This window comes from Betaproteobacteria bacterium, assembly GCA_016791345.1.
Lineage (GTDB): Bacteria > Pseudomonadota > Gammaproteobacteria > Burkholderiales > JAEUMW01 > JAEUMW01.
In genome coordinates this window covers 1-18,367 of the sequence record JAEUMW010000292.1, presented here as the reverse complement: position 1 = coordinate 18,367, position 18,367 = coordinate 1, and the positions used below count along the sequence as shown (strand labels likewise).

The 18,367-nt window shown below is 66.6% G+C and carries 18 protein-coding genes; 8 read left to right on the top strand and 10 right to left on the bottom strand.

The features are described 5' to 3' along the window. From JNK68_11730 to JNK68_11700, 7 genes are all read right to left on the bottom strand, one after another. Nucleotides 1-179 (bottom strand): Lrp/AsnC family transcriptional regulator (locus JNK68_11730; protein MBL8541025.1); only part of this gene is annotated, 179 nt, incomplete at its 3' end. Next, nucleotides 176-658 carry an AsnC family transcriptional regulator gene (locus tag JNK68_11725; GenBank protein MBL8541024.1) on the bottom strand — a complete coding sequence of 161 codons (483 nt, stop codon included), beginning with the start codon at nucleotides 656-658 and terminating at the stop codon, nucleotides 176-178. The genes JNK68_11730 and JNK68_11725, both read right to left, overlap by 4 nt. Further along, nucleotides 624-1,625 (bottom strand): Lrp/AsnC family transcriptional regulator, encoded by a 1,002-nt coding sequence (locus JNK68_11720; GenBank protein MBL8541023.1) that lies wholly within the window; start codon nucleotides 1,623-1,625, stop codon nucleotides 624-626. Before JNK68_11720 ends, JNK68_11725 begins: the two co-directional genes overlap by 35 nt. Further along, the gene (locus JNK68_11715; protein ID MBL8541022.1) at nucleotides 1,622-2,803 is read right to left on the bottom strand and encodes a protein nirF; all 1,182 of its coding nucleotides are present in this window, start codon (nucleotides 2,801-2,803) and stop codon (nucleotides 1,622-1,624) included. The genes JNK68_11720 and JNK68_11715 overlap by 4 nt, the downstream gene beginning before the upstream one ends. Further along, entirely contained in the window at nucleotides 2,793-3,170 is a 378-nt protein-coding gene (locus JNK68_11710; protein ID MBL8541021.1) for a cytochrome c, read from the bottom strand. Before JNK68_11710 ends, JNK68_11715 begins: the two co-directional genes overlap by 11 nt. Before the next feature lie 134 nt (nucleotides 3,171-3,304). Further along, nucleotides 3,305-3,637: a c-type cytochrome gene (locus tag JNK68_11705; protein MBL8541020.1), complete on the bottom strand. Its 333-nt coding sequence runs from the start codon at nucleotides 3,635-3,637 to the stop codon at nucleotides 3,305-3,307. A 22-nt stretch (nucleotides 3,638-3,659) separates the two neighbouring features. Beyond that, nucleotides 3,660-5,417 (bottom strand): c-type cytochrome, encoded by a 1,758-nt coding sequence (locus JNK68_11700; protein MBL8541019.1) that lies wholly within the window; start codon nucleotides 5,415-5,417, stop codon nucleotides 3,660-3,662. Between JNK68_11700 and cobA the strand changes: the two genes are divergently transcribed. The 6 genes from cobA to JNK68_11670 all read left to right on the top strand — a co-directional run bounded on the left by cobA (nucleotide 5,332) and on the right by JNK68_11670 (nucleotide 10,755). After that, nucleotides 5,332-6,417: a uroporphyrinogen-III C-methyltransferase gene (cobA, locus tag JNK68_11695; protein ID MBL8541018.1), complete on the top strand. Its 1,086-nt coding sequence runs from the start codon at nucleotides 5,332-5,334 to the stop codon at nucleotides 6,415-6,417. The genes JNK68_11700 and cobA overlap by 86 nt on opposite strands. Nucleotides 6,418-6,662: 245 nt before the next feature. Further along, on the top strand, nucleotides 6,663-7,310 hold the full coding sequence (locus JNK68_11690; GenBank protein MBL8541017.1) for a response regulator transcription factor: 648 nt from the start codon (nucleotides 6,663-6,665) through the stop codon (nucleotides 7,308-7,310). Nucleotides 7,311-7,512: 202 nt separating this feature from the next. After that, nucleotides 7,513-8,172, top strand: a complete 660-nt coding sequence (locus JNK68_11685; protein MBL8541016.1) for a Crp/Fnr family transcriptional regulator — start codon at nucleotides 7,513-7,515, stop codon at nucleotides 8,170-8,172. A 60-nt stretch (nucleotides 8,173-8,232) separates the two neighbouring features. Then, nucleotides 8,233-8,988, top strand: a complete 756-nt coding sequence (pxpB, locus tag JNK68_11680; GenBank protein MBL8541015.1) for a 5-oxoprolinase subunit PxpB — start codon at nucleotides 8,233-8,235, stop codon at nucleotides 8,986-8,988. After that, nucleotides 8,985-10,010 carry a biotin-dependent carboxyltransferase family protein gene (locus tag JNK68_11675; GenBank protein ID MBL8541014.1) on the top strand — a complete coding sequence of 342 codons (1,026 nt, stop codon included), beginning with the start codon at nucleotides 8,985-8,987 and terminating at the stop codon, nucleotides 10,008-10,010. Before pxpB ends, JNK68_11675 begins: the two co-directional genes overlap by 4 nt. Continuing rightward, the gene (locus JNK68_11670; GenBank protein MBL8541013.1) at nucleotides 9,997-10,755 is read left to right on the top strand and encodes a LamB/YcsF family protein; all 759 of its coding nucleotides are present in this window, start codon (nucleotides 9,997-9,999) and stop codon (nucleotides 10,753-10,755) included. The genes JNK68_11675 and JNK68_11670 overlap by 14 nt, the downstream gene beginning before the upstream one ends. A gap of 22 nt (nucleotides 10,756-10,777) precedes the next feature. On the opposite strand, the gene JNK68_11665 is transcribed toward JNK68_11670, so the two are convergent. Further along, on the bottom strand, nucleotides 10,778-13,858 hold the full coding sequence (locus tag JNK68_11665) for an efflux RND transporter permease subunit (protein ID MBL8541012.1): 3,081 nt from the start codon (nucleotides 13,856-13,858) through the stop codon (nucleotides 10,778-10,780). Nucleotides 13,859-13,905: 47 nt separating this feature from the next. Next, nucleotides 13,906-15,060 (bottom strand): efflux RND transporter periplasmic adaptor subunit, encoded by a 1,155-nt coding sequence (locus tag JNK68_11660; GenBank protein ID MBL8541011.1) that lies wholly within the window; start codon nucleotides 15,058-15,060, stop codon nucleotides 13,906-13,908. A 612-nt stretch (nucleotides 15,061-15,672) separates the two neighbouring features. On the opposite strand from JNK68_11660, the gene JNK68_11655 reads away from it, so the two are divergent. Then, nucleotides 15,673-16,488: a chromate resistance protein gene (locus tag JNK68_11655; GenBank protein MBL8541010.1), complete on the top strand. Its 816-nt coding sequence runs from the start codon at nucleotides 15,673-15,675 to the stop codon at nucleotides 16,486-16,488. Then, nucleotides 16,485-17,816, top strand: a complete 1,332-nt coding sequence (chrA, locus tag JNK68_11650; protein MBL8541009.1) for a chromate efflux transporter — start codon at nucleotides 16,485-16,487, stop codon at nucleotides 17,814-17,816. The genes JNK68_11655 and chrA overlap by 4 nt, the downstream gene beginning before the upstream one ends. Nucleotides 17,817-17,836: 20 nt before the next feature. Here the strand turns inward: chrA and JNK68_11645 are convergent. Next, the coding region (locus JNK68_11645; protein MBL8541008.1) for a winged helix-turn-helix domain-containing protein at nucleotides 17,837-18,367 on the bottom strand (531 nt) is incomplete at its 5' end.

The following is an 18,367-nucleotide window of genomic DNA, read 5'->3' as shown; positions in this document are numbered from 1 at the left end:
GGCACGACGCCGATGCGGCGGATCACGCCTTCGTCCAGCATGCGCTGGAGGCGCGTGCGCACGTCCGTCTCGGTCGTGCCGAGTCGGTGCGCGAGTTCGGCATACGGGCGCGGCGCGAGCGGCAGCCCGGCCTGCGTCGCGACGATCAGATTGCGGTCGGCCGCGTCCACCGTCGTCATGCCGAGAGCTTCATCTCCACGAAGTACTCGCGCTCCTTCGGAAACGCGAAGACCGGCAGCCCCGTCTCGCGCTCGATGCGCGCGATGGCGGCCTCGATCCCGCCGGGTGTCTCGGTCGCGAGCACGAACCACATGTTGAGCCGGTGCTCGCGGCGATAATTGTGTGCCACCTCCGGCAGCGCGTTCACCTGTTCGGCGACGCGCTCGAAGTCGGCCTCCGGCACGGCGAGCGCCGCGAGCACGAACGCGCCGCCCATGCGCTCGACGTGGTACATCGGCCCGAAGCGCGTGAGGATCTTCTCTTTCAGCATGCGCTCGATGCGGGCGATGAGTTCCGCCTCGGCGAGCCCGAGGTTCGCCGCGGCGGCGCGGAACGGTTCGTCCACGAGCGGGAAGCCGCCCTGCAGGGCGTTGACGATGCGGCGGTCCGTCGCATCCGGCGCCCTAGCCATGCGCGGGCTCCGGCTCGCGGGCCGCATCGAGATAGCGGGCCCCGCGCTGCTTGAAGCAGCGCAGCGAGAAGAGCACCGCCGAGGGATACCGCGTGAGGCCACAGCGGGCGCGGATCGCCTCGATCTCCCGCTCGACATCGACGCGGCGCCGGCCGTGCACCATGCAGAAGAGATTGTACGGCCACTCCGGCAGCACCCGCGTGCGCCGGTAGCACAGAGTCACCAGCGGTTCGCGGGCGAGCTTGGCGCCGAGCGCGTGCACGATGTCATCGGGCACGTCCCACACGCACATGGCATTGGCCTGATAGCCGAGCTCGCGATGGCGCACGATGACGCCGAAGCGCTTGATCAGGCCGGTGGCGAGCCAGTCCTCGATCAGTTCGAGCACCATGGCTTCCGTCAGCCCGGCGCGCTGCGCGAGCACGGCATAGGGCCGCGGCACGATCTCGAGCCCATCCTGCAGTGCGGTCAACAGCGTGCGCCCCATCTGGGGCAGCTGACAGGCCATGTCGGCATGCGCCGGACAGACCTCGCCCTCCGCCTTGCCGCGACCGCCGAGATCGAATCCGAGATCGATGTGAAACTCCTCCAGGAGCCGCAGCCGGATCACGGGGAGGCCGGCTTCGGCTTCGATCCGGTCGAGCAGGACGCCGAGCGCGGTGCGCGAAGCGGCCGTGACCACGAACCACAGGTTGAAACGATGCTCGCGCTCGTAATTGTGATTCACCCCGGGATGGGCGCTGACACGTGCAGCCACCTCCTCCAGCCGCTCCGGCGCAACAGCGATCGCTGCCAGTGCTCCGGCGCCTATCCGGTTCGGTGCGAACACCGCGCCGATCCGGCTCACCGCGCCACGCGCCTGCAGTTCGCGCAGCACGCGCAGCACCTCCTTCTCACTTGTCCCGAGCCGCCCGGCAATCAGCTGAAAGGGTTCCGACACCAGCGGAAAACCGCGCTGGAAGCCGTTGAGCAGGCTGAACCCGAGTCGCTTCATAGCCCGATCTTTTGCGCGCGCCAGGTGAAGAAGATGCCGCTCGGACTCTGCGCAGGCAATTCCGCGACGCGGCCGAACGTCTTCGTATCGTAGACGACGATGCGGTTGTCGTCGCGCGCGGAAATCCACACCTCGTCGCCCGCGGTCGTGAACTCCATGTGCAGCACGGCCTTGCCCGGTGTGAGCGATTCGATCACCGCGAGCTTCGACACGTCGATCACCTGCACCTGGTCGTTGCCGGGAAAGGCGAAGTTCACCCACACCTGGCGACCGTCCGGGCGCGCCATGACGAACACCGGCTGGCCGCGCACCGGGATGGTCGCGACCGGCTGCCACGTCGTCGCATCCACCACCAGCACTTCGTGCCGGCCGACGGCGGGAAGGAAGGCATAGCCGCCGGCCAGCGCCCAGCCGCGCAGGTGCGGCATCTTGTACACCGGCAGTTTCTCGGTGCCGCGGCCGTAGCCGTCAAGGATGCGCCGGGGGCCCGCGTCCGGATCGTTCATGTCGAGCAACACCAGCCCGTCCTCGCCGAAGAGTCCGGCGATGTACCAGCGCCCGTCGGGCGTGATGAGCGCGTCGTAGGGTTCCTTGCCCACGTTGCGAAATTTCGTCACCTGCGGCTGCCGGGGATCGGACGCATCGACGATCCAGATTTCGCCCGCCTCGAAGAGGCTGAAGACGAAGCGATTGCCGGGCGCGTCGGCGATGCCGACCACCTTCGCGCGCTTGCCGTCCGCCCCGTACGCGGAAGGCACCTCGGCGAGCAGTGCGAGCGTCTGCGCGTCGAAGATCTTGATGCCACCGGGCTCGTAGTTGGCGACCGCGACGAGCCGGCCATCGCGGGAGATGGCCCCGCCGATCGAGTTGCCGGCCTGGACGGTGCGCGCGACGGTCGCGCGCGCATTCATGTCGATCTTGCTGAGTCCGCCGTCGCGCCCGAAGACATACGCGTAGCGCGCGTCGCTGGAGAAAACGACCGCGGCGTGGGACAGATCGCCGAGATCGGTGACGCGAACGACGCTCACGCGCCGGGCCGGGTCCAGCACCTGCACGCTGCCGCTGGCGCGCTCGATCACGACACCGGCTTCCGCCGGCGGCGGCGCGACCTCGCGCCCGGCGCAGGCGGCCAGCACGAGCACGGCGGCCAAGCCGGCCAGGCCGCGTCTAATGTCCATCGGGCAGGCCCCGCTGCAGTTGTTCTACGATCCAGGCCGCTTCGCTCGCCGAGATGAAGTCCTGCCACGGCGGCATCGCGGTGCCCGGGCGACCGTGAAGAATCGTGGCAGCCAGCCCGTCCGCCGGCCGCGACTGCAAGGCGGCGGGCGTCAACGCCGGTCCCAGCCCGCCTTTCATGGTCATGCCGTGGCACGAGCCACAGTCCTGCCGCACCAGCCGCACGAGTTCGCTGCGGCGTTCCGCGGTCGGCGGAACGACTCCGCTCCCGGCCTGCGCCGGGAAGGCAAACGGTCCCGCTGCAGCGGCGAGTGCAAGCAGCACCGGCAGACGGCGCGGATGGGAGAAACCTCTGTCCAGTTTACTCATGGAAAGCGCATCATCGGCTGCCTGGGCGGACCGGGTCTTGATGCAACTCAAGGTTTCGCTTCTGCGCACGAAAAAAACGCCGGACACGAAACCGTGCCCGGCGCATGGAAGATCACCGAGAAAAAGCGGGCTCTCTATTTCGTGAGAATCCACTCCACGACGCTCTTGAGATCCGCGTCACTGATCTTGTCCGCGGGGTTCGGCGGCATCGGGATCTGCCCCCAGTTGCCGGCGCCGCCCTTGCGCACTTTTTCGGTCAGCGTCGCGACCGCCTTGGCGTCGCCCTTGTACTTCTTCGCGACCTCCTGGAAGGATGGTCCGACGAGCTTCTTGTCGACCGCGTGACAGGCCATACAGCCGGCCTTGCTCATCGCGGCGTTTGCCGCCGCGTCGTCCATGGCGGCAAAGGCTTCGGCTGCGAAGACGGCGGCGGCCGAGGCCGCGATGGCAACGTGCAGTAGCTTCATTGTGCAATCCCCCTCTGCGTTGTTAGTAGACATCGTGCTGGGTGTTGTAGACGTTGAAGTGCCCGGTCGGGGTGATGAGCTTCGGGTCCTTGATCACCTTCTTGAGTTGCAGCGTCTTGTCGTCCACCACGACCAGCGCCGATTCCTGATTCTTGGCGCTCCACACGGAGAACCAGACCTCGTCACCGGCCTTGTTGTACTCGGGCTGCACCACCCGCTTCGCACCCTCGCCAACACCGGCCCATTCCGCGATCGGCAGCACCTTGAAGCCGCCCTGGAGGTTGTTGATGTCGAACACCGCCACCGACTGGCTGATCTTGCCGTCTGGATTGAGCGGCGTATCGACGTACAGATGCTTCGACTTCGGGTGGGTCTTGATGAAGAGCGAACCGCCACCCTGGCCCTTCAGCACCTCGACCACCTTCCAGGCGTGCTGCGGATGACCCTTGGGATCGGTGCCGATGAGGCTGACCTCTTCCGAACCGAGGTGGCTCGTCGCCCAGACCGGCCCGTACTTGGGATGGACGAAGTTGGCGCCGCGCCCGGGGTGTGGAATCTTGCCGACGTCGATGAGCTTCACCAGCTTGCCTTCTTTCAGGTCGACGGCGGCGATCTTGTTGGACTGGTTGGCGGCGACCATGAAATAGCGGTGCGTGCTGTCGAGCCCGCCGTCGTGCAGGAACTTCGCAGTCGGAATTTCCTTGACCGTGGGCTGCATCACGTCGGTGTAGTCGACCAGCAGCGTCTTGCCGGTTTCCTTCACGTTGACGACGAACTCGGGCTTGAAGTGCGATGCGACGATCGATGCGACGCGCGGCTCGGGATGGTATTCCTGGTCATCCACGGTCATGCCGCGGGTGGCCATGATCTTGAGCGGCTCCAGGGTGTCGCCGTCCATGATCACGTACTGCGGCGGCCAGTAGGCACCGGCCACGGCGAGCTTGTCCTCGTAGCCCTTGAACTTCGAGGTGTCGACCGAGCGCGCTTCCAGTCCGATGCGGAGTTCCGCGACAGTGTCCGGCTTCTCCATCCACAGGTCGATCAGGTTGATCTTGCCGTCGCGGCCGATCACGTACAGATAGCGGCCCGACGCCGACATGCGCGAGATGTGCACCGCGTAGCCGGTCTTGATGATGTTGATGATCTCCTTGGTGTCACCGTCGATCAGCGCTATCTCACCGGCGTCGCGCAGGGTGGTCGAGAAGATGTTGTTGATGTTGTACTTGTTCATCTTCTTCTTCGGGCGCTGCTCGGGCGGCACGACCACCTTCCAAGTCTCCTTCATCTCCTTCATACCCCACTCGGGGGGCTGGGGAGGCGTCTGCTGGACGTAGCGGGCCATCATGTCCACTTCCTTCTCGGTCAATTCGCCCGAGGTCTGCCAGTTCGGCATGCCGGCGGGTGATCCGTAGGCAATGAACACCTTGAGGTAGTCAGTGCCTTTGGGAAGCGTGATGTCGGGGGTAAGAGGCTTGCCGGTCGCCCCCTTGCGGAGCACGCCATGACAGCCGGCGCAGCGCTGGAAGTAGATGCCTCTCGCCTTGTCGAATTCCTCTTGCGTCATCTGCGGCGCTTTCGGATTGACGTCCTGGTGCATCTGAACCCCGGCGAGCGGCGATCCGCCGGCCTGGTACTTGAGCTCCTCGGTGGTCACCCCAGGCGGCGCGTCGGGAAGCTTCTCCGGCGCTTTCGTCTTGTCGTCCGCATGCAGCGTGCTGATAGTGAGCGGAAGCGCAAGCAGCGCCACCCCCGACAGTACCTTGATACTCGTGTTCTTCATTTTTCCCCTCTCCCAACTGGAAGCCGTTTCGTGCGCTCGCGAAGCATGCGCCGCCGCGAACTTTCTGATCTTTGATGCGTATCAAGTTTTTCCGGGCACGGTCGTGGCTAGAGTTGCGGCGTCAGGAGAGGAGAATTCCTTGGACCACACAGTCTCGCTGCTCGAGTTGAAGCGTGTCGGCAAGGTGCGCCTGGTGGGCGCCGGGCCGGGCCATCCGGATCTGCTGACGATCGCCGCGCTGAAAGCGCTGCAGCAGGCCGATGTGGTCGTGTACGACCATCTCGTCGGGACCGCGATCCTCGAACTCGTCCCGGGTCGGGTGCAGCTCGTCTATGCCGGCAAGGAAGCCGCCAACCACAGCATGCACCAGGCGGACATCAACCGCCTCCTGGTGGGGCTTGCCCGCAGCGGCAAGCAGGTGGTGCGGCTCAAGGGTGGCGACCCCTTCATCTTCGGCCGCGGCGGTGAGGAACTCGAAGCGCTCGCGCAGGCCGGGATCCCCTTCGAGGTGGTGCCCGGCGTGACCGCCGCCTCCGGCGTCTCCTGTTGTACCGGTATCCCGCTCACGCACCGCGACCACGCGCAGGCCTGCATTTTCGTGACCGGGCATCTCAAGGACGGCAGCGTCAACCTTGACTGGGCCGCCCTGGCGAGACCGCGGCAGACGATCGTGATCTACATGGGACTGGCAGGGCTGGCGGAGATCTGTAGACAGCTCATCGCGCACGGCCTGCCGGATGCGACGCCGGCAGCCGTGGTGGAGCAGGGCACGACGGCGCAACAACGGGTGGTCACCGCAACGCTCGCGACGCTGCCAGCGCACGCCGCGGAAAGCGCGGTTGCGCCGCCCTGTCTCATCATCGTCGGCGCTGTGGTCGCCCTGCACGAAACGCTGTCGTGGTTCGAGCCTGCGCTCCGTGCCGGGCAGGACAGAGCGGCGGAGCACGAGACGGAGCGAAACGCGTCGAGCCCGCGGGCGATGTCTGCGGCTTCGTCCTGATCGACCGGATCGCTGCTTTCTCCGCAAACGAGGTCGAAGCGCGCCACAGCCGGCACGCGCCGCTGCCTGCAGCCCGCTCCTCCCTGGCACGGCCAGCTTGAGCCTCCGGACGTCGGAAGCACTCTGTCGCCCGGTAATTTTTACGTAAGCGTGCGGAACTATTCACGACCTGCCGCAGGGGGGCTCCCGTACGCTTCATTCCAGGCCGGCCGGTGGGGTCGACCAGGAGCTGCGGAGGACTTCAGATGAACGCCATCTCGACCAAACTCGCCGTGCCGGAGATCGATGCGCTGCTCGGTGGGGTGTCCCCGTCGAGCTTCGATGCCACACGACCCGTTGCGACGCGTACGCACGCCGAAGTGCGACACCCCGGCGCCCTGCCCGAGGCCGATGTCGGCCTGCCGCGCGGCGCCGAACGGTTGTCGCTGGCTGACGCCCTGCGCGAGCGCTACCCATCGAGCCCGGTCGTGGTGCTCTTCCTTTCCGATCATTCCGACGAAACCCTGCGCGCCATCGGACTGCGCGAGATGGAACGCATCGACGGTCCCTGGGCCCATCGCGTCATCCACCTGCGTCCATCGGCCACGCCGGCGAGCGCAGAGATCACCCCCATCACACGTGAAAGCCTGCATCCGGACGCGGGGCATGTTGTCGCCAGTCGGCCGCCGTCGGCACGCAGCCTCGGGCTCACGCAAAGGCAGATGGATGTGCTGCGCCTCATCGTGCAGGGCAAACCCAACAAGCTCATCTGCCGTGAACTCAATCTCGCCGAGGGCACCGTGAAATGCCACGTGTCCGCGATTCTGCGCGCCCTCGATGTCGGGACGCGCACGCAGGCAGCGCTGAAGGGCGCCCGGCTCGGACTCGGCGCCGACCGGCCGCAGGCAGGATAACTCGCGGTCTTTCGCCCGTCGCGTCCTGCCCCGAAGCGCGGCCTGCAGGCATGCCGCGCGGGCTTCCGGGGCGGCGACGCGTGTTGTGTGGCGGCATCGGCCGCCTTACACTGCGCACGGAGCGCTCGTCATCCCCGCCACCCGCGCGAGCGCCCCGCGTCCGAGTGGCACGTGGAATCCTGCTGGTCGGGAGCCGACGAATATCGTTCCGATCCATGACAAGGCGCCCGCCGTCGCCCACGGTGCGCCACCTGCGCTTCACGCCCACGACGAGCTCGTGCGGCGCGGTCGCATCCAGAACGTCCGCAAGGGCGTGGTCATCCTGCAGGAAGGGGACCACGGTGACACCCTCTTCGTCATTCTGTCCGGCCGGGTAAAGGTCTACGCCACCGGCGACGATCAGCGCGAAATCGTGCTCGACATCCACGGTCCGGGCGAGTTCGTCGGCGAAATGGCGCTCGACGGCGGCCCGCGCTCCGCCTCCGTCATCACCCTCGAACCGACGACCTGCGCTGTCATCACGCGCGACGCCCTGCGCGAGCACATCGCCAGCAATCCGGACACGGCGTTCGAGATCCTTGCAAAGGTCATACGGCGCGCGCGACGCGCAACGGCGAGCGTGAAGAACCTCGCGCTCCTCGACGTCTATGGCCGCGTGACGCGGCTCTTGAACGAGCTTGCCGTGGAACGCGACGGACAGCGGATCGTCGCCGAGAGACTGACGCACCAGGAGATCGCCGAGCGCGTCGGCAGCTCGCGCGAGATGGTGACGCGGCTTCTCAAGGACCTGACGCAGGGCGGTTACGTCGAAGTGCGGGATCGCCAGATCCTCATCAAGCGGCCTTTGCCGCCGGCGTGGTAGCAAGCAGCCTCGCCTGCATCGACACCCAGCGTCGCCCACCGGGACGGCGGAGCAACCATCATGTCCAAGCCGGGCGAGCAGGACACGGGGCCTGCGTCTGAGGGCGGCAGCGCGCCGTGGATCGCCACACTCGGCGACAGCGCCGTCGTGCTCACGCTCGCCGATACGCTGGACTTTGACGCGAACCGCCGCGCTTTTCGCATCGCCCGCGAGATCCGCTCGCGCAGCCTGCAGGGCGTCGCCGACGTGGTCCCGGCCCTGACGACGGTGACCGTATACTTCGACGCCCGCACGCAGCGTGAGGCGGTCGAGCGGCGCGCCGCCCTGGAACGCGCGCTCGGCGAAGCGCTGGATCTCGTTACCAGCGAAGGTGCGCATCCTTCCGCGCGCACGGTCGAAATTCCGGTGTGCTACGAGCCGCCGCACGCGGTGGACCTGCCGGAAGTCGCCGCCCATGCCGGGCTCGCCCCGCGCGAGGTGGTCGAACTTCACGCGAGCTCGAAGCACTGCGTGCTCATGATCGGCTTCGCCCCCGGCCATGCGTACGTGGGCGGCCTCGATGCGCGACTCGCCATGCCGCGCCGCGGTTCTCCGCGGCATCGCGTCGAGCCCGGATCGGTCGCCATCGCGAACCTGCAAACGTCGATCTATCCGTTCGCCACCCCCGGTGGCTGGAACGTGATCGGGCGCACGCCGCTCGTGCTGTTCGATCCCGCGCGCGTGCCGGCGACCCTGCTCGAAGCCGGGGATGCCGTTGTCTTCACGCCGATCACCGCCGCGGAATTCGAGCGCATCGTGCGCGAGCGCCCGGGATGACCCTGCGGGTACTGCGGCCCGGCGTGCTGGCGACGATCCAGGACCTCGGCCGCCCCGGACACCAGCATCTCGGCGTCGTCCCCGGCGGCGCGGTCGACCCGGTCTCACACCGCATCGCGAACGCGCTCGTCGGCAACCATGCGGACCTGGCCACCCTCGAGTTCGCCTTGCTCGGCCCGGAACTGCTTTTCGAGTGCGACGCGCTCATCGCCCTGCATGGCGCGCACTGCGCCGCCGTGATCGACGGCGCGCCGCTGCCGCGCTCACGTCCGGTGCTGCTGCCGGCCGGCACGCGCCTGCGCCTCGGGCGCGCCGCGCGCGGCTGCTTCGGCTATCTCGCGGTGGCCGGAGGGCTCGACGTGGCACCGGTGCTCGGCAGCCGCAGCACGTACCTCGCGGGGGCATTCGGCGGCTGGCGCGGGCGCACGCTCGCGCGCGGCGCCGAGGTCCCGCTCGCGCCGCATGCCGTAGAGCTCGCCCGGCAACGCTTCTCGCGCATCACCTGCCGCCGGCACGCGCGCGCCGGCCCGTATTGGCGGACGGTGCGCTGGCTTGCACCCGACTTGACCTTGCCCGAGCATGAGGACTGCGCGATCCGCGCGCTGCCGGGCATGCATGCGGAGTTGTTCGATGCGGCTTCGCGTGAACGCTTCTACAGTGAACACTGGCGCATCGCGCCCGACTCGAATCGCATGGGACTGTGTCTTACCGGACCGCATCTCGCGCTGGCGCAGCCCGCGGATGTCCTCTCGCAAGCGACCGGCCGCGGGACGGTCCAGGTCCCGCCGGCCGGACAGCCGATCGTGCTGATGGCGGACCATCAGACCACCGGCGGCTACCCGCGCATGGCGGAAGTCATCGCGGCCGATGTGCCGCGCGTCGCGCAACTTGCCCCCGGCGCCAGGGTGCGTTTCACGCGGGCGACGCTCGCGGAGGCGGATGCAGCGCGCGAGACGCTCGCCAGCCGGGTCGATCGCGTGGTGCAAGGGATTCTGTGGGAGTACGGCGATGCGGACGATTGATCTCAACTGCGACATGGGCGAGAGCTACGGTGCCTGGACCATGGGCGACGATCGCGCGCTGATGCCGCTGGTCTCGTCGGCGAACATCGCGTGCGGTTTTCACGCCGGCGACCCGTCGACGCTGCGCCATACGGTTGCGCTCGCGGTCGAGCACGGGGTGGCCATCGGCGCGCACGTCTCGCTGCCCGACCTGCAAGGCTTCGGCCGTCGCGAGATGAGGATCTCCGCCCGGGAGTGCCATGACCTCGTGCTCTATCAGGCGGGTGCGCTCGAGGCGTTCGCACGCGCGGCGGGGGCGCGACTCCATCACGTCAAGGCGCATGGCGCGCTCTACAACATGGCGGCGAAGGACGACGTGCTGGCAGACGCCATTGCCCGCGCGGTGAAAGATCTCGGCGGCGTGCTGCTGTACGCACTCGCGGGCAGCGCCATGATTGCGGCCGCTGCGCGGCTGGGTGTGCGCGCGGTGTCCGAGGTGTTCGCCGATCGTGCCTACCGCGCCGACGGCACGCTCGTCCCGCGCGGCGAGCCGCACGCGCTCATCGCGGACGAATCGGCAGCGGTGGCGCAGGCGCTCTCGATGGCGGAGCGCAGCGAGGTGTGCACAGCTGCCGGCGCAAAGGTCGGCGTGACGGCCGAGACGGTCTGCCTGCACGGTGATCAACCGAACGCAGTCCGATTCGCGCGGGTGCTGCGGGATGCGCTTGCCGCGAGAGGGATCGAGGTGCGCGCGCCAGAGGGATAGCTCCCTCGCCACTGCACGGACATTACCTCAGTGCAATCCCTACCCTGGCAGGGAAGCGCTCTTGAACCACCAGGTACAACGTCGGTAACACGATCAGCGTCAGGATCGTGGCCGAAACCAGGCCGCCGATCACCACCACTGCCAGCGGCCTCTGCGTTTCCGAACCGATCGCGTGCGAGATCGCCATCGGGAGCAACCCGAGCATGGCGAGCAGACCTGTCATGAGTACAGTGCGCATCCGCGTGAGCGAGCCGCGGATCACCGCATCGAGCGGCGTCGCGCCAGCGTTTCGCAACTGGTTGAAGAGTGCGACCATGACCACGCCGTTGAGCACCGCCTGTCCGAACAAGGCAATGAAGCCGATCGCCGCGGACACGGACAGCGGAATCCCTGTCAACAACAAAGCAAAGATCCCCCCGATCATCGCAAACGGGATGTTGATCAGGATCAGCAGCGCGCTGCGGAACGACTTGAAGGCGTCGAAGAGCAGCAGAAAGATCAGCAGTATCGAGAGCGGCACGATGATCGCAAGCCGCGCCATGGCCCGTTCTTGGTTCTCGAACTCACCGGACCAGGCCATGGAATAGCCGGGTGGCAACAGCACCTGCGCGGCGACGCGCTGCTTCATGTCGGCGACGACGCTGCCCATGTCGCGATCGCGGATGAAGATCCCGATGGATTGCACCCGCCGGCCGTTCTCGCGGCTGATGTTCATGCTGCCGCCGACACTGCGGAAATTGGCGACTTGCGCGAGCGGCACGTAGGCGCCCGAGGCGGTGCTCACCAATACGTCCTGCAGTCGCGACACCGCGCGCTCCGGCTCTTTGAGCCGCACGACCACCGCGAACCGCCGCTCGCCCTCCCAGAGCTGGGTTGCGGTCGCGCCGCCCAATGCCGTCTCGATCACGTCCTCGATGTCGCCGACGTTGAGGCCATAGCGCGCCGCCGCCGCCCGGTCGATCTCGATCAGGACCTGGGGCAGCTCGCCGAGCCGGTCGATGAACGCGCGCCGCACGCCGCGCACGTCGCGGATCGCATGCAAGGTCTTTTCCGACAGTTCGCGCAACGTCGTGAGGTTGTCCCCGAATATCTTGATCACGATCTGGCCGTCGATCTGCGAGATCGATTCCAGCACGTTGTCGCGGATCGGCTGCGAAAAGGAGGGCTCCATGCCGGGAATGGCGGCGAGTGTCGCCTCCATCTCGTCCAGCAGCCGGCGCTTGGTCACACCCTTGCGCCACTCCCTCTCCGGCTTGAGGTCGACTAGAAACTCGGCCATGTTGATGAGCTTGGGATCCGTGCCATCTTCCGGGCGGCCCGCCTTCGACATGACGACGTTCACCTCCGGAATGCCGCCGATCGCCGTGCGGACGCGCCGCGTCAGCTCCTTCGCTTCGGTCACCGATACGGACGGCGGAAACGGGGCATTGATCCAGATCGAGCCCTCGTTCAACTCCGGCAGGAATTCGGTACCCAGCTTTGGTGACACGGCGACGCTCGCCACGAGTGCGACGACCGCGGCACCGATCACGAGACGGGGGCGCGAAAGCGCCCATCGCAGCGTCGGCAGGTAAGTGCGCTTCAGAAATCGCACCAGGGCATTCTCGCGGTGCGGCAGGACCCTGGGGAGAAGCTTGAGGCAGAGGAGTGGAACCAGCGTGAGGGAGAAGATCAGCGAACCGACCAGTGCCGAGGTGACCGACCAGGCCATGGGCGCGAAAATGCGGCCTTCGTGCCGCTGCAGCGTGAAGATCGGAATGTGCGCCGAGATGATGATCAGCATCGAGAACAGCGTCGGCCGACCCACCTCGACCGTTGCAGCGAGGATCTTCTGCAGCCGCGGCACGCGATCGTCGATACCCTCCGAAAGCTGGCGGAAGACGTTCTCGACGACGATGACCGCGCCATCGACGATGATGCCGAAGTCCATCGCACCGAGCGACAGCAGGTTCGCGGGGATGCCGACGAACGTGAGCCCGAGGAAGGTCGCGAGCAGCGACAGCGGAATGATCAGCGCGACGATGAAGGCCGCGCGCAGATTGCCGAGGAACAACACCAGCACTGCCGTTACCAGCAGGGCGCCTTCGACCAGGTTGGTGAAGACGGTCCTCAGCGTCTTGGCGATGAGCCAGGTGCGGTCGTAGAACGGCTCGATCTTCACGTGTTTCGGCAGCATGGACTCGTTGATTTGCGCCACCCGTGCCTTGACTTGTGCGAGGACGAGCGATGGGTTCTCGCCTTTGCGCATGAGGACGATGCCGCTCGTGACGTCGTCGTCTTCGTCCTTGCCCACGATGCCCTGTCGGGGCACGTTACCGATCGTGACATCGGCGATGTGCCTGACCAGAACCGGTACGCCCGAGCGCTCGGCGACGACGACGTTGCCGATGTCGTCCGCCGAGCGCAGCAGTCCGATTCCCCGAATCAGATACTGCTGCCGGCCCTGCTCCGTCGAACTGCCGCCGGCGTTCGCGTTGCCCCGCGCGAGCGCATCGAAGAGTTGCTGCAGCGTGACATTGTGGTCGCGCATCCGGGCGAGGTCGGGGTTGACCTCGTACTGCTTGATCAGGCCACCGAGACTGACCACGTCGGCAACGCCCGGAATCAGCTTGAGCTGGCGCACGACCACCCAGTCCTGCAGCATGCGCAGCTCGCGCGAATCCGCCGTGTCCGACGTCAACGTGTATCGGTACACCTCGCCGATGGGGGTCGAGAGGGGTGCGAGCTCCGGGTGGACCCCTTGTGGCAGGTCCGCCTCGCGCAGCCGCTCCACGACCTGCTGCCGCGCGAAGTAGGGGTCGGCCTTGTCGTTGAAGGTTAGGATGATGAAGGACAGGCCGAACTGGGTGTGCGAGAACATTCGCACCGAGTTCGGAATTCCCGCCAGCACGACTTCGAGGGGAATCGTGACCTGGCGTTCGACCTCTTCCGCGGCCCGCCCGGGGAAGAGCGATATGACGTTCACCTGGGTATCCGTTACGTCGGGGAACGCCTCGATCGGCAGCGACAGGAAGGCCGCTATGGCGCTGCCGATGAAGACGACCATCCCGAGCAGGATGAAGAGCGGCTGCCGGAGGGAGAAGTGAACGATCCGCTCGATCATGGCGAGCTACGCGGCCAAACCGTCGGCGGCCGCCGCGACCGCAGGCATCACGCGGGTCCCTTCGACTGCAGGATCTGCTGCAGGAAGAGATTGCCGTCGACGACGACGCGCTGTCTATCCCGCAGACCATCGGTGATGACCAAGGTGCCGCCGCTTTCCGCCCCGATCTGCACTTCGCGCCGAGCGTAGCGGCCGCGCTCTTCTTCGACGAAGACGAAATGCCTGCTTCCTTGCAGAAACACCGCTTTCGCAGCAACCACCACCCCCTTGGCCGGAGCCGAGGCGATCTCGGCGGTGACGTACATCTCGCCTTTCAGTTTGTCCTCCGGGTTGGCCAGGGTGCCGCGAACCTTGATCGTGCGCGTCTCGCGATCGACGGCGTGCGAAATCGCTTCGATGTGGGCGGTAAAGGTCTCTCCTGGGTAGGCGTCGGAGCGCAGCGCCAGGGTCTCGCCGGCTTTGAGGTAGGGCAAGTCGTGTTCGGTCGCATCGAGGAAGACCCATAGCCGCGACGGGTCGGTGATGACGAACATCGGCGGTCCATTCCCGAGCATCAGATCGGGACGCAATTCCTGGCCCGGATTGATGCTCCGCTCGACCACCGTGCCCGCGATGGGACTCTTCAGCGCAAAGCTGTTGTCGACCGACCGTGCGGTGTCGCCGTAGAGTCGTACCCGACCGCTGGCCCGTGCGAGCTCCGCCTGGGTGCGCAGATGTTCGCTCTCGGCCGCCTGCAATTCCCGTAGCGGCGCGACACCTCCTTCTGCAAGCTCGCGCACCCTAGCAAGGTTCTTCTCTGCCAAGGCGAAGTCACTGGCGGCTTTTCGGGCGTCGGCCTGCGCCTGTCCAAAGTCCGGGGAGGCGAGCCGTGCGAGCATCTGCCCGCTGGCCACCACGTCACCCGGCTTGACGTAGATCTGCACGACCCGTCCCGCGAAGGCGGGAAAGATGCGAACGGTCCGATCCTCGTCCCACGCCAGCCGGCCCGGTAGCCGCAGCAGACTGGTGCCCGCCGGATTTGCCGCCTCGGTCAGGATAGCGCCGAGCTGAGGGCTGTCCTGGGGAAAGACGATCCGGTCACCGTCGACAGTGGGGCGAGCCGCTGCTTCCTTGTCCGCTCCTGCATCGCAGCCAAACAGCACGGCGAACACCGCCAGCATCACGATCGCTACCGCTCGCTGCATCGCCCCCTTGTAATCCACCGTCCCCGTAGCCTTTCCGTTTTTCCGCGGCCCAAATTATACGGAGCCAAGTGTTCACTTGCCGCCAGTCTGCGTCCCGTGCCTCACTTTCAGCGAGCACTCTGAGAGATCGAATCCGCTGCCCGGCTGATCGGCTGCGCGTTGCTACGCCGGGTCAGAGTGTCCGTGCCGGTGATGGAGGTCCGGGTAGTGGGGATGGCGGTGCGCGAGCAGCTCGTGTGCGTGTCGGTGCGCGTGCGGCTCCACGCCGGCCCACGGAAATGCGTGGGCGTGCCGGTGATGCTCGTCGTGCACTTGCGGATGATCGTGCACTTGCGGCGCATGGACGTGCCTGTGCTCGTGTTGCTCGGCCATGTACAGCCACACCCCGCCCCCATCAGCGCGCCTGCGATCCAGAACTACTCGTTGGGCCGTTCACCCGACACCACGATCGCGATTGCCCCGCCGAAGAAAGGTTGGTCGACTGAACAAGATACGCCACGCCGACTCGCGGCCCAGCAGTTTGACGCGAGCTCGATTACCCGCTACCTTTCACCCGTGTCGGGATACAGGCTCCCGGCCTTCCCAAGACGGTGTCCCGTCCAAGCCCTGTACCGTTACCTGGAGGAAACCATGGACACCGTCTTTCTATCCGTTCCCGCACTCATCGCACGTCTGGGTACACGCCACTGGCCTTTGGTTGTCGATGTTCGTCAACCGCTGGCATTCGATGCCGATTCCAGAATGGTTGCCGGTGCGCTTCGATGTGCCCCGGATGCCTTCGCGGAGTTTGCGGGGCAAGCTTCCCCTGGCACCGAGATCGTTTGCTATGGCGCGCACGGTCGTGACATCAGTCGAGGAGCCGCCGAGCGCGTGCGCGAGCTGGGCTATGCAGCGCGCGTTCTCGACGGCGGCATTGAAGCTTGGCGCGAAGCAGGTGCGCCTCTGATCAAGAAGAACCCGGCGTTGGGCGTGCCGTCGGAGGGGCCGTCTCGCTGGGTCACGCGCGAGCGGCCGAAGATCGACCGGATCGCATGTCCGTGGCTGATACGTCGGTTCATCGACCCGCGTGCCGAGTTTTACTATGTGCCGACCCCGGATGTCTTTGCAGTCGCAGAAGCGAGGGGCGCTGTCGCCTTCGACATCCCCGGTGGCGCCATCGAGCACGATGCGGAGTTCTGCAGCTTCGACACGCTGCTGCGGGCCTTCGGCCTGATCGAGCCAGCTCTGCACCAGCTTGCGGTCATCGTCCGCGGCGCGGATACCGGGAAGCCGGAACTGACACCGCAGTCCCCCGGCCTCCTTGCCGTGTCCCTCGGACTCTCGCGAAACTATCCCGACGATCTCGAGATGCTCTCGGAGGGCATGGTGCTCTATGACGCGCTCTATGCATGGTGTCGACACGCCCAGGCAGAAACACACGGCTGGCATCCGGAAACCATGCGATGAAGCGCACCCCCGTGTCCTTCGCGGAGGCATTCCGCTTCTGGCTCAGGCTCGGATTGATCAGCTTCGGCGGGCCCGCAGGGCAGATCGCCATCATGCATCAGGAACTGGTCGAGCGCCGGCGCTGGATTTCGGAGAAGCGTTTTCTGCATGCGCTGAATTACTGCATGCTGCTGCCCGGGCCGGAAGCCCAGCAGCTTGCAACCTACATCGGCTGGCTCATGCATCGGACGGCGGGCGGTATTGTCGCCGGAGGGCTGTTCGTGCTGCCGTCGCTCGTCGTCCTGATTGCGCTGTCGTGGCTCTACATGGCGTTCGGAAACGTACCGGCGGTCGCGGGTGTTCTCTACGGAATCAAGCCCGCGGTCACGGCCATCGTCGTGTTCGCCGCGTATCGCATAGGCTCGCGGGTGCTCCGCAATGCCGTCCTGTGGCTGATTGCCGCCGCGGCGTTTGTCGCCATCTTCGCGCTCAACGCCCCGTTTCCCGCCATCGTGCTGGCTGCCGGCGCGATCGGTTACGTCGGCGGTCGCATCGCCCCCGAGAGATTCCGGATCGGCGGCGGCCACGGGAGTACCCGAACGACATACGGACCGGCGCTCATCGACGACGATACGCCGACCCCGGAGCACGCACGGTTCACGCGCGCGCGCTTCGTGCGCACGCTCGCGACAGGCCTGGCCATCTGGGCGGCGGCCATGGCATCGCTTGCCGCGGCCGCGGGTGCGCAAGGCGTGCTCATCCAGATGGGATGGTTCTTCACGAAGGCGGCGCTGCTCACCTTCGGCGGCGCTTACGCGGTGCTGCCCTACGTCTATCAGGGCGCGGTGGAGCACCACCAGTGGCTCAACGCCACGCAGATGATCGACGGCCTCGCGCTCGGCGAGACGACCCCCGGCCCGCTCATCATGGTCGTCGCCTTCGTGGGATTCGTCGGTGCGTGGGGGAAGGAGGTGTTCGGCCCGAACGGGCTCTTCGCAGGTGGCGTGGCAGGTGCCACCGTGGCCACGCTCTTCACCTTCCTGCCGTCTTTCGTGTTCATCCTGCTGGGTGGCCCGCTCGTGGAGACGACTCACGAAAATCTGCACTTCACCGCTCCACTCACCGGCATCACTGCCGCAGTCGTCGGGGTGATCGTCAACCTCGCCGCCTTCTTCGCCTATCACGTGCTCTGGCCGGCCGGCTTCGCGGGCGCCTTCGAATGGGTGGCCGCCCTGATCGGAGTCGGCGCGCTGCTCGCCCTGTTTCGATTCAGACTCGGCGTGATCCCGGTCATACTGGCGTGTGGCCTTGCCGGCTACTTAGCCACCGTCCTCGGCTGGACGCACTAGCAGCTTCCGGCCGGCGTTCGTTACGGCACGAACCGATAGCCGATACCGGTCTCGGTGATGAAATGACGCGGCTGCGCCGGATCGGCCTCCAGCTTGTGCCGCAGGTGACCCATGTAGATGCGCAGATAGTGGCTGCTCTCGACGTGCGACGGCCCCCAGACTTCGCGCAGAATCTGGCGATGCGTCAGCACCTTGCCTGGCTGTGAGGTGAGGTGCGCCAGCAGCCGGTACTCGATCGGCGTGAGATGCAGTTCCTCTCCCGCGCGCTTCACCATGCGGTTTGCCAAATCGACGGCGACATCGCTGAACTCGATCACCGTCTCACCGGCCTCCCCGCGCCGACCGACCCGCCGCAGCGCGGCTCGCACCCGTGCCAGCAGTTCGCCGACGCCAAACGGCTTGGTCAGGTAGTCGTCCGCGCCGGCATCGAGCGCATCGATCTTGTCCTGCTCGTCCGCGCGCGCGGAAAGCACCACCACCGGCACGCCGCTCCACCCGCGCAGGTCGCGGATGAAATCGACGCCGTCGCCATCGGGCAGTCCGAGGTCGAG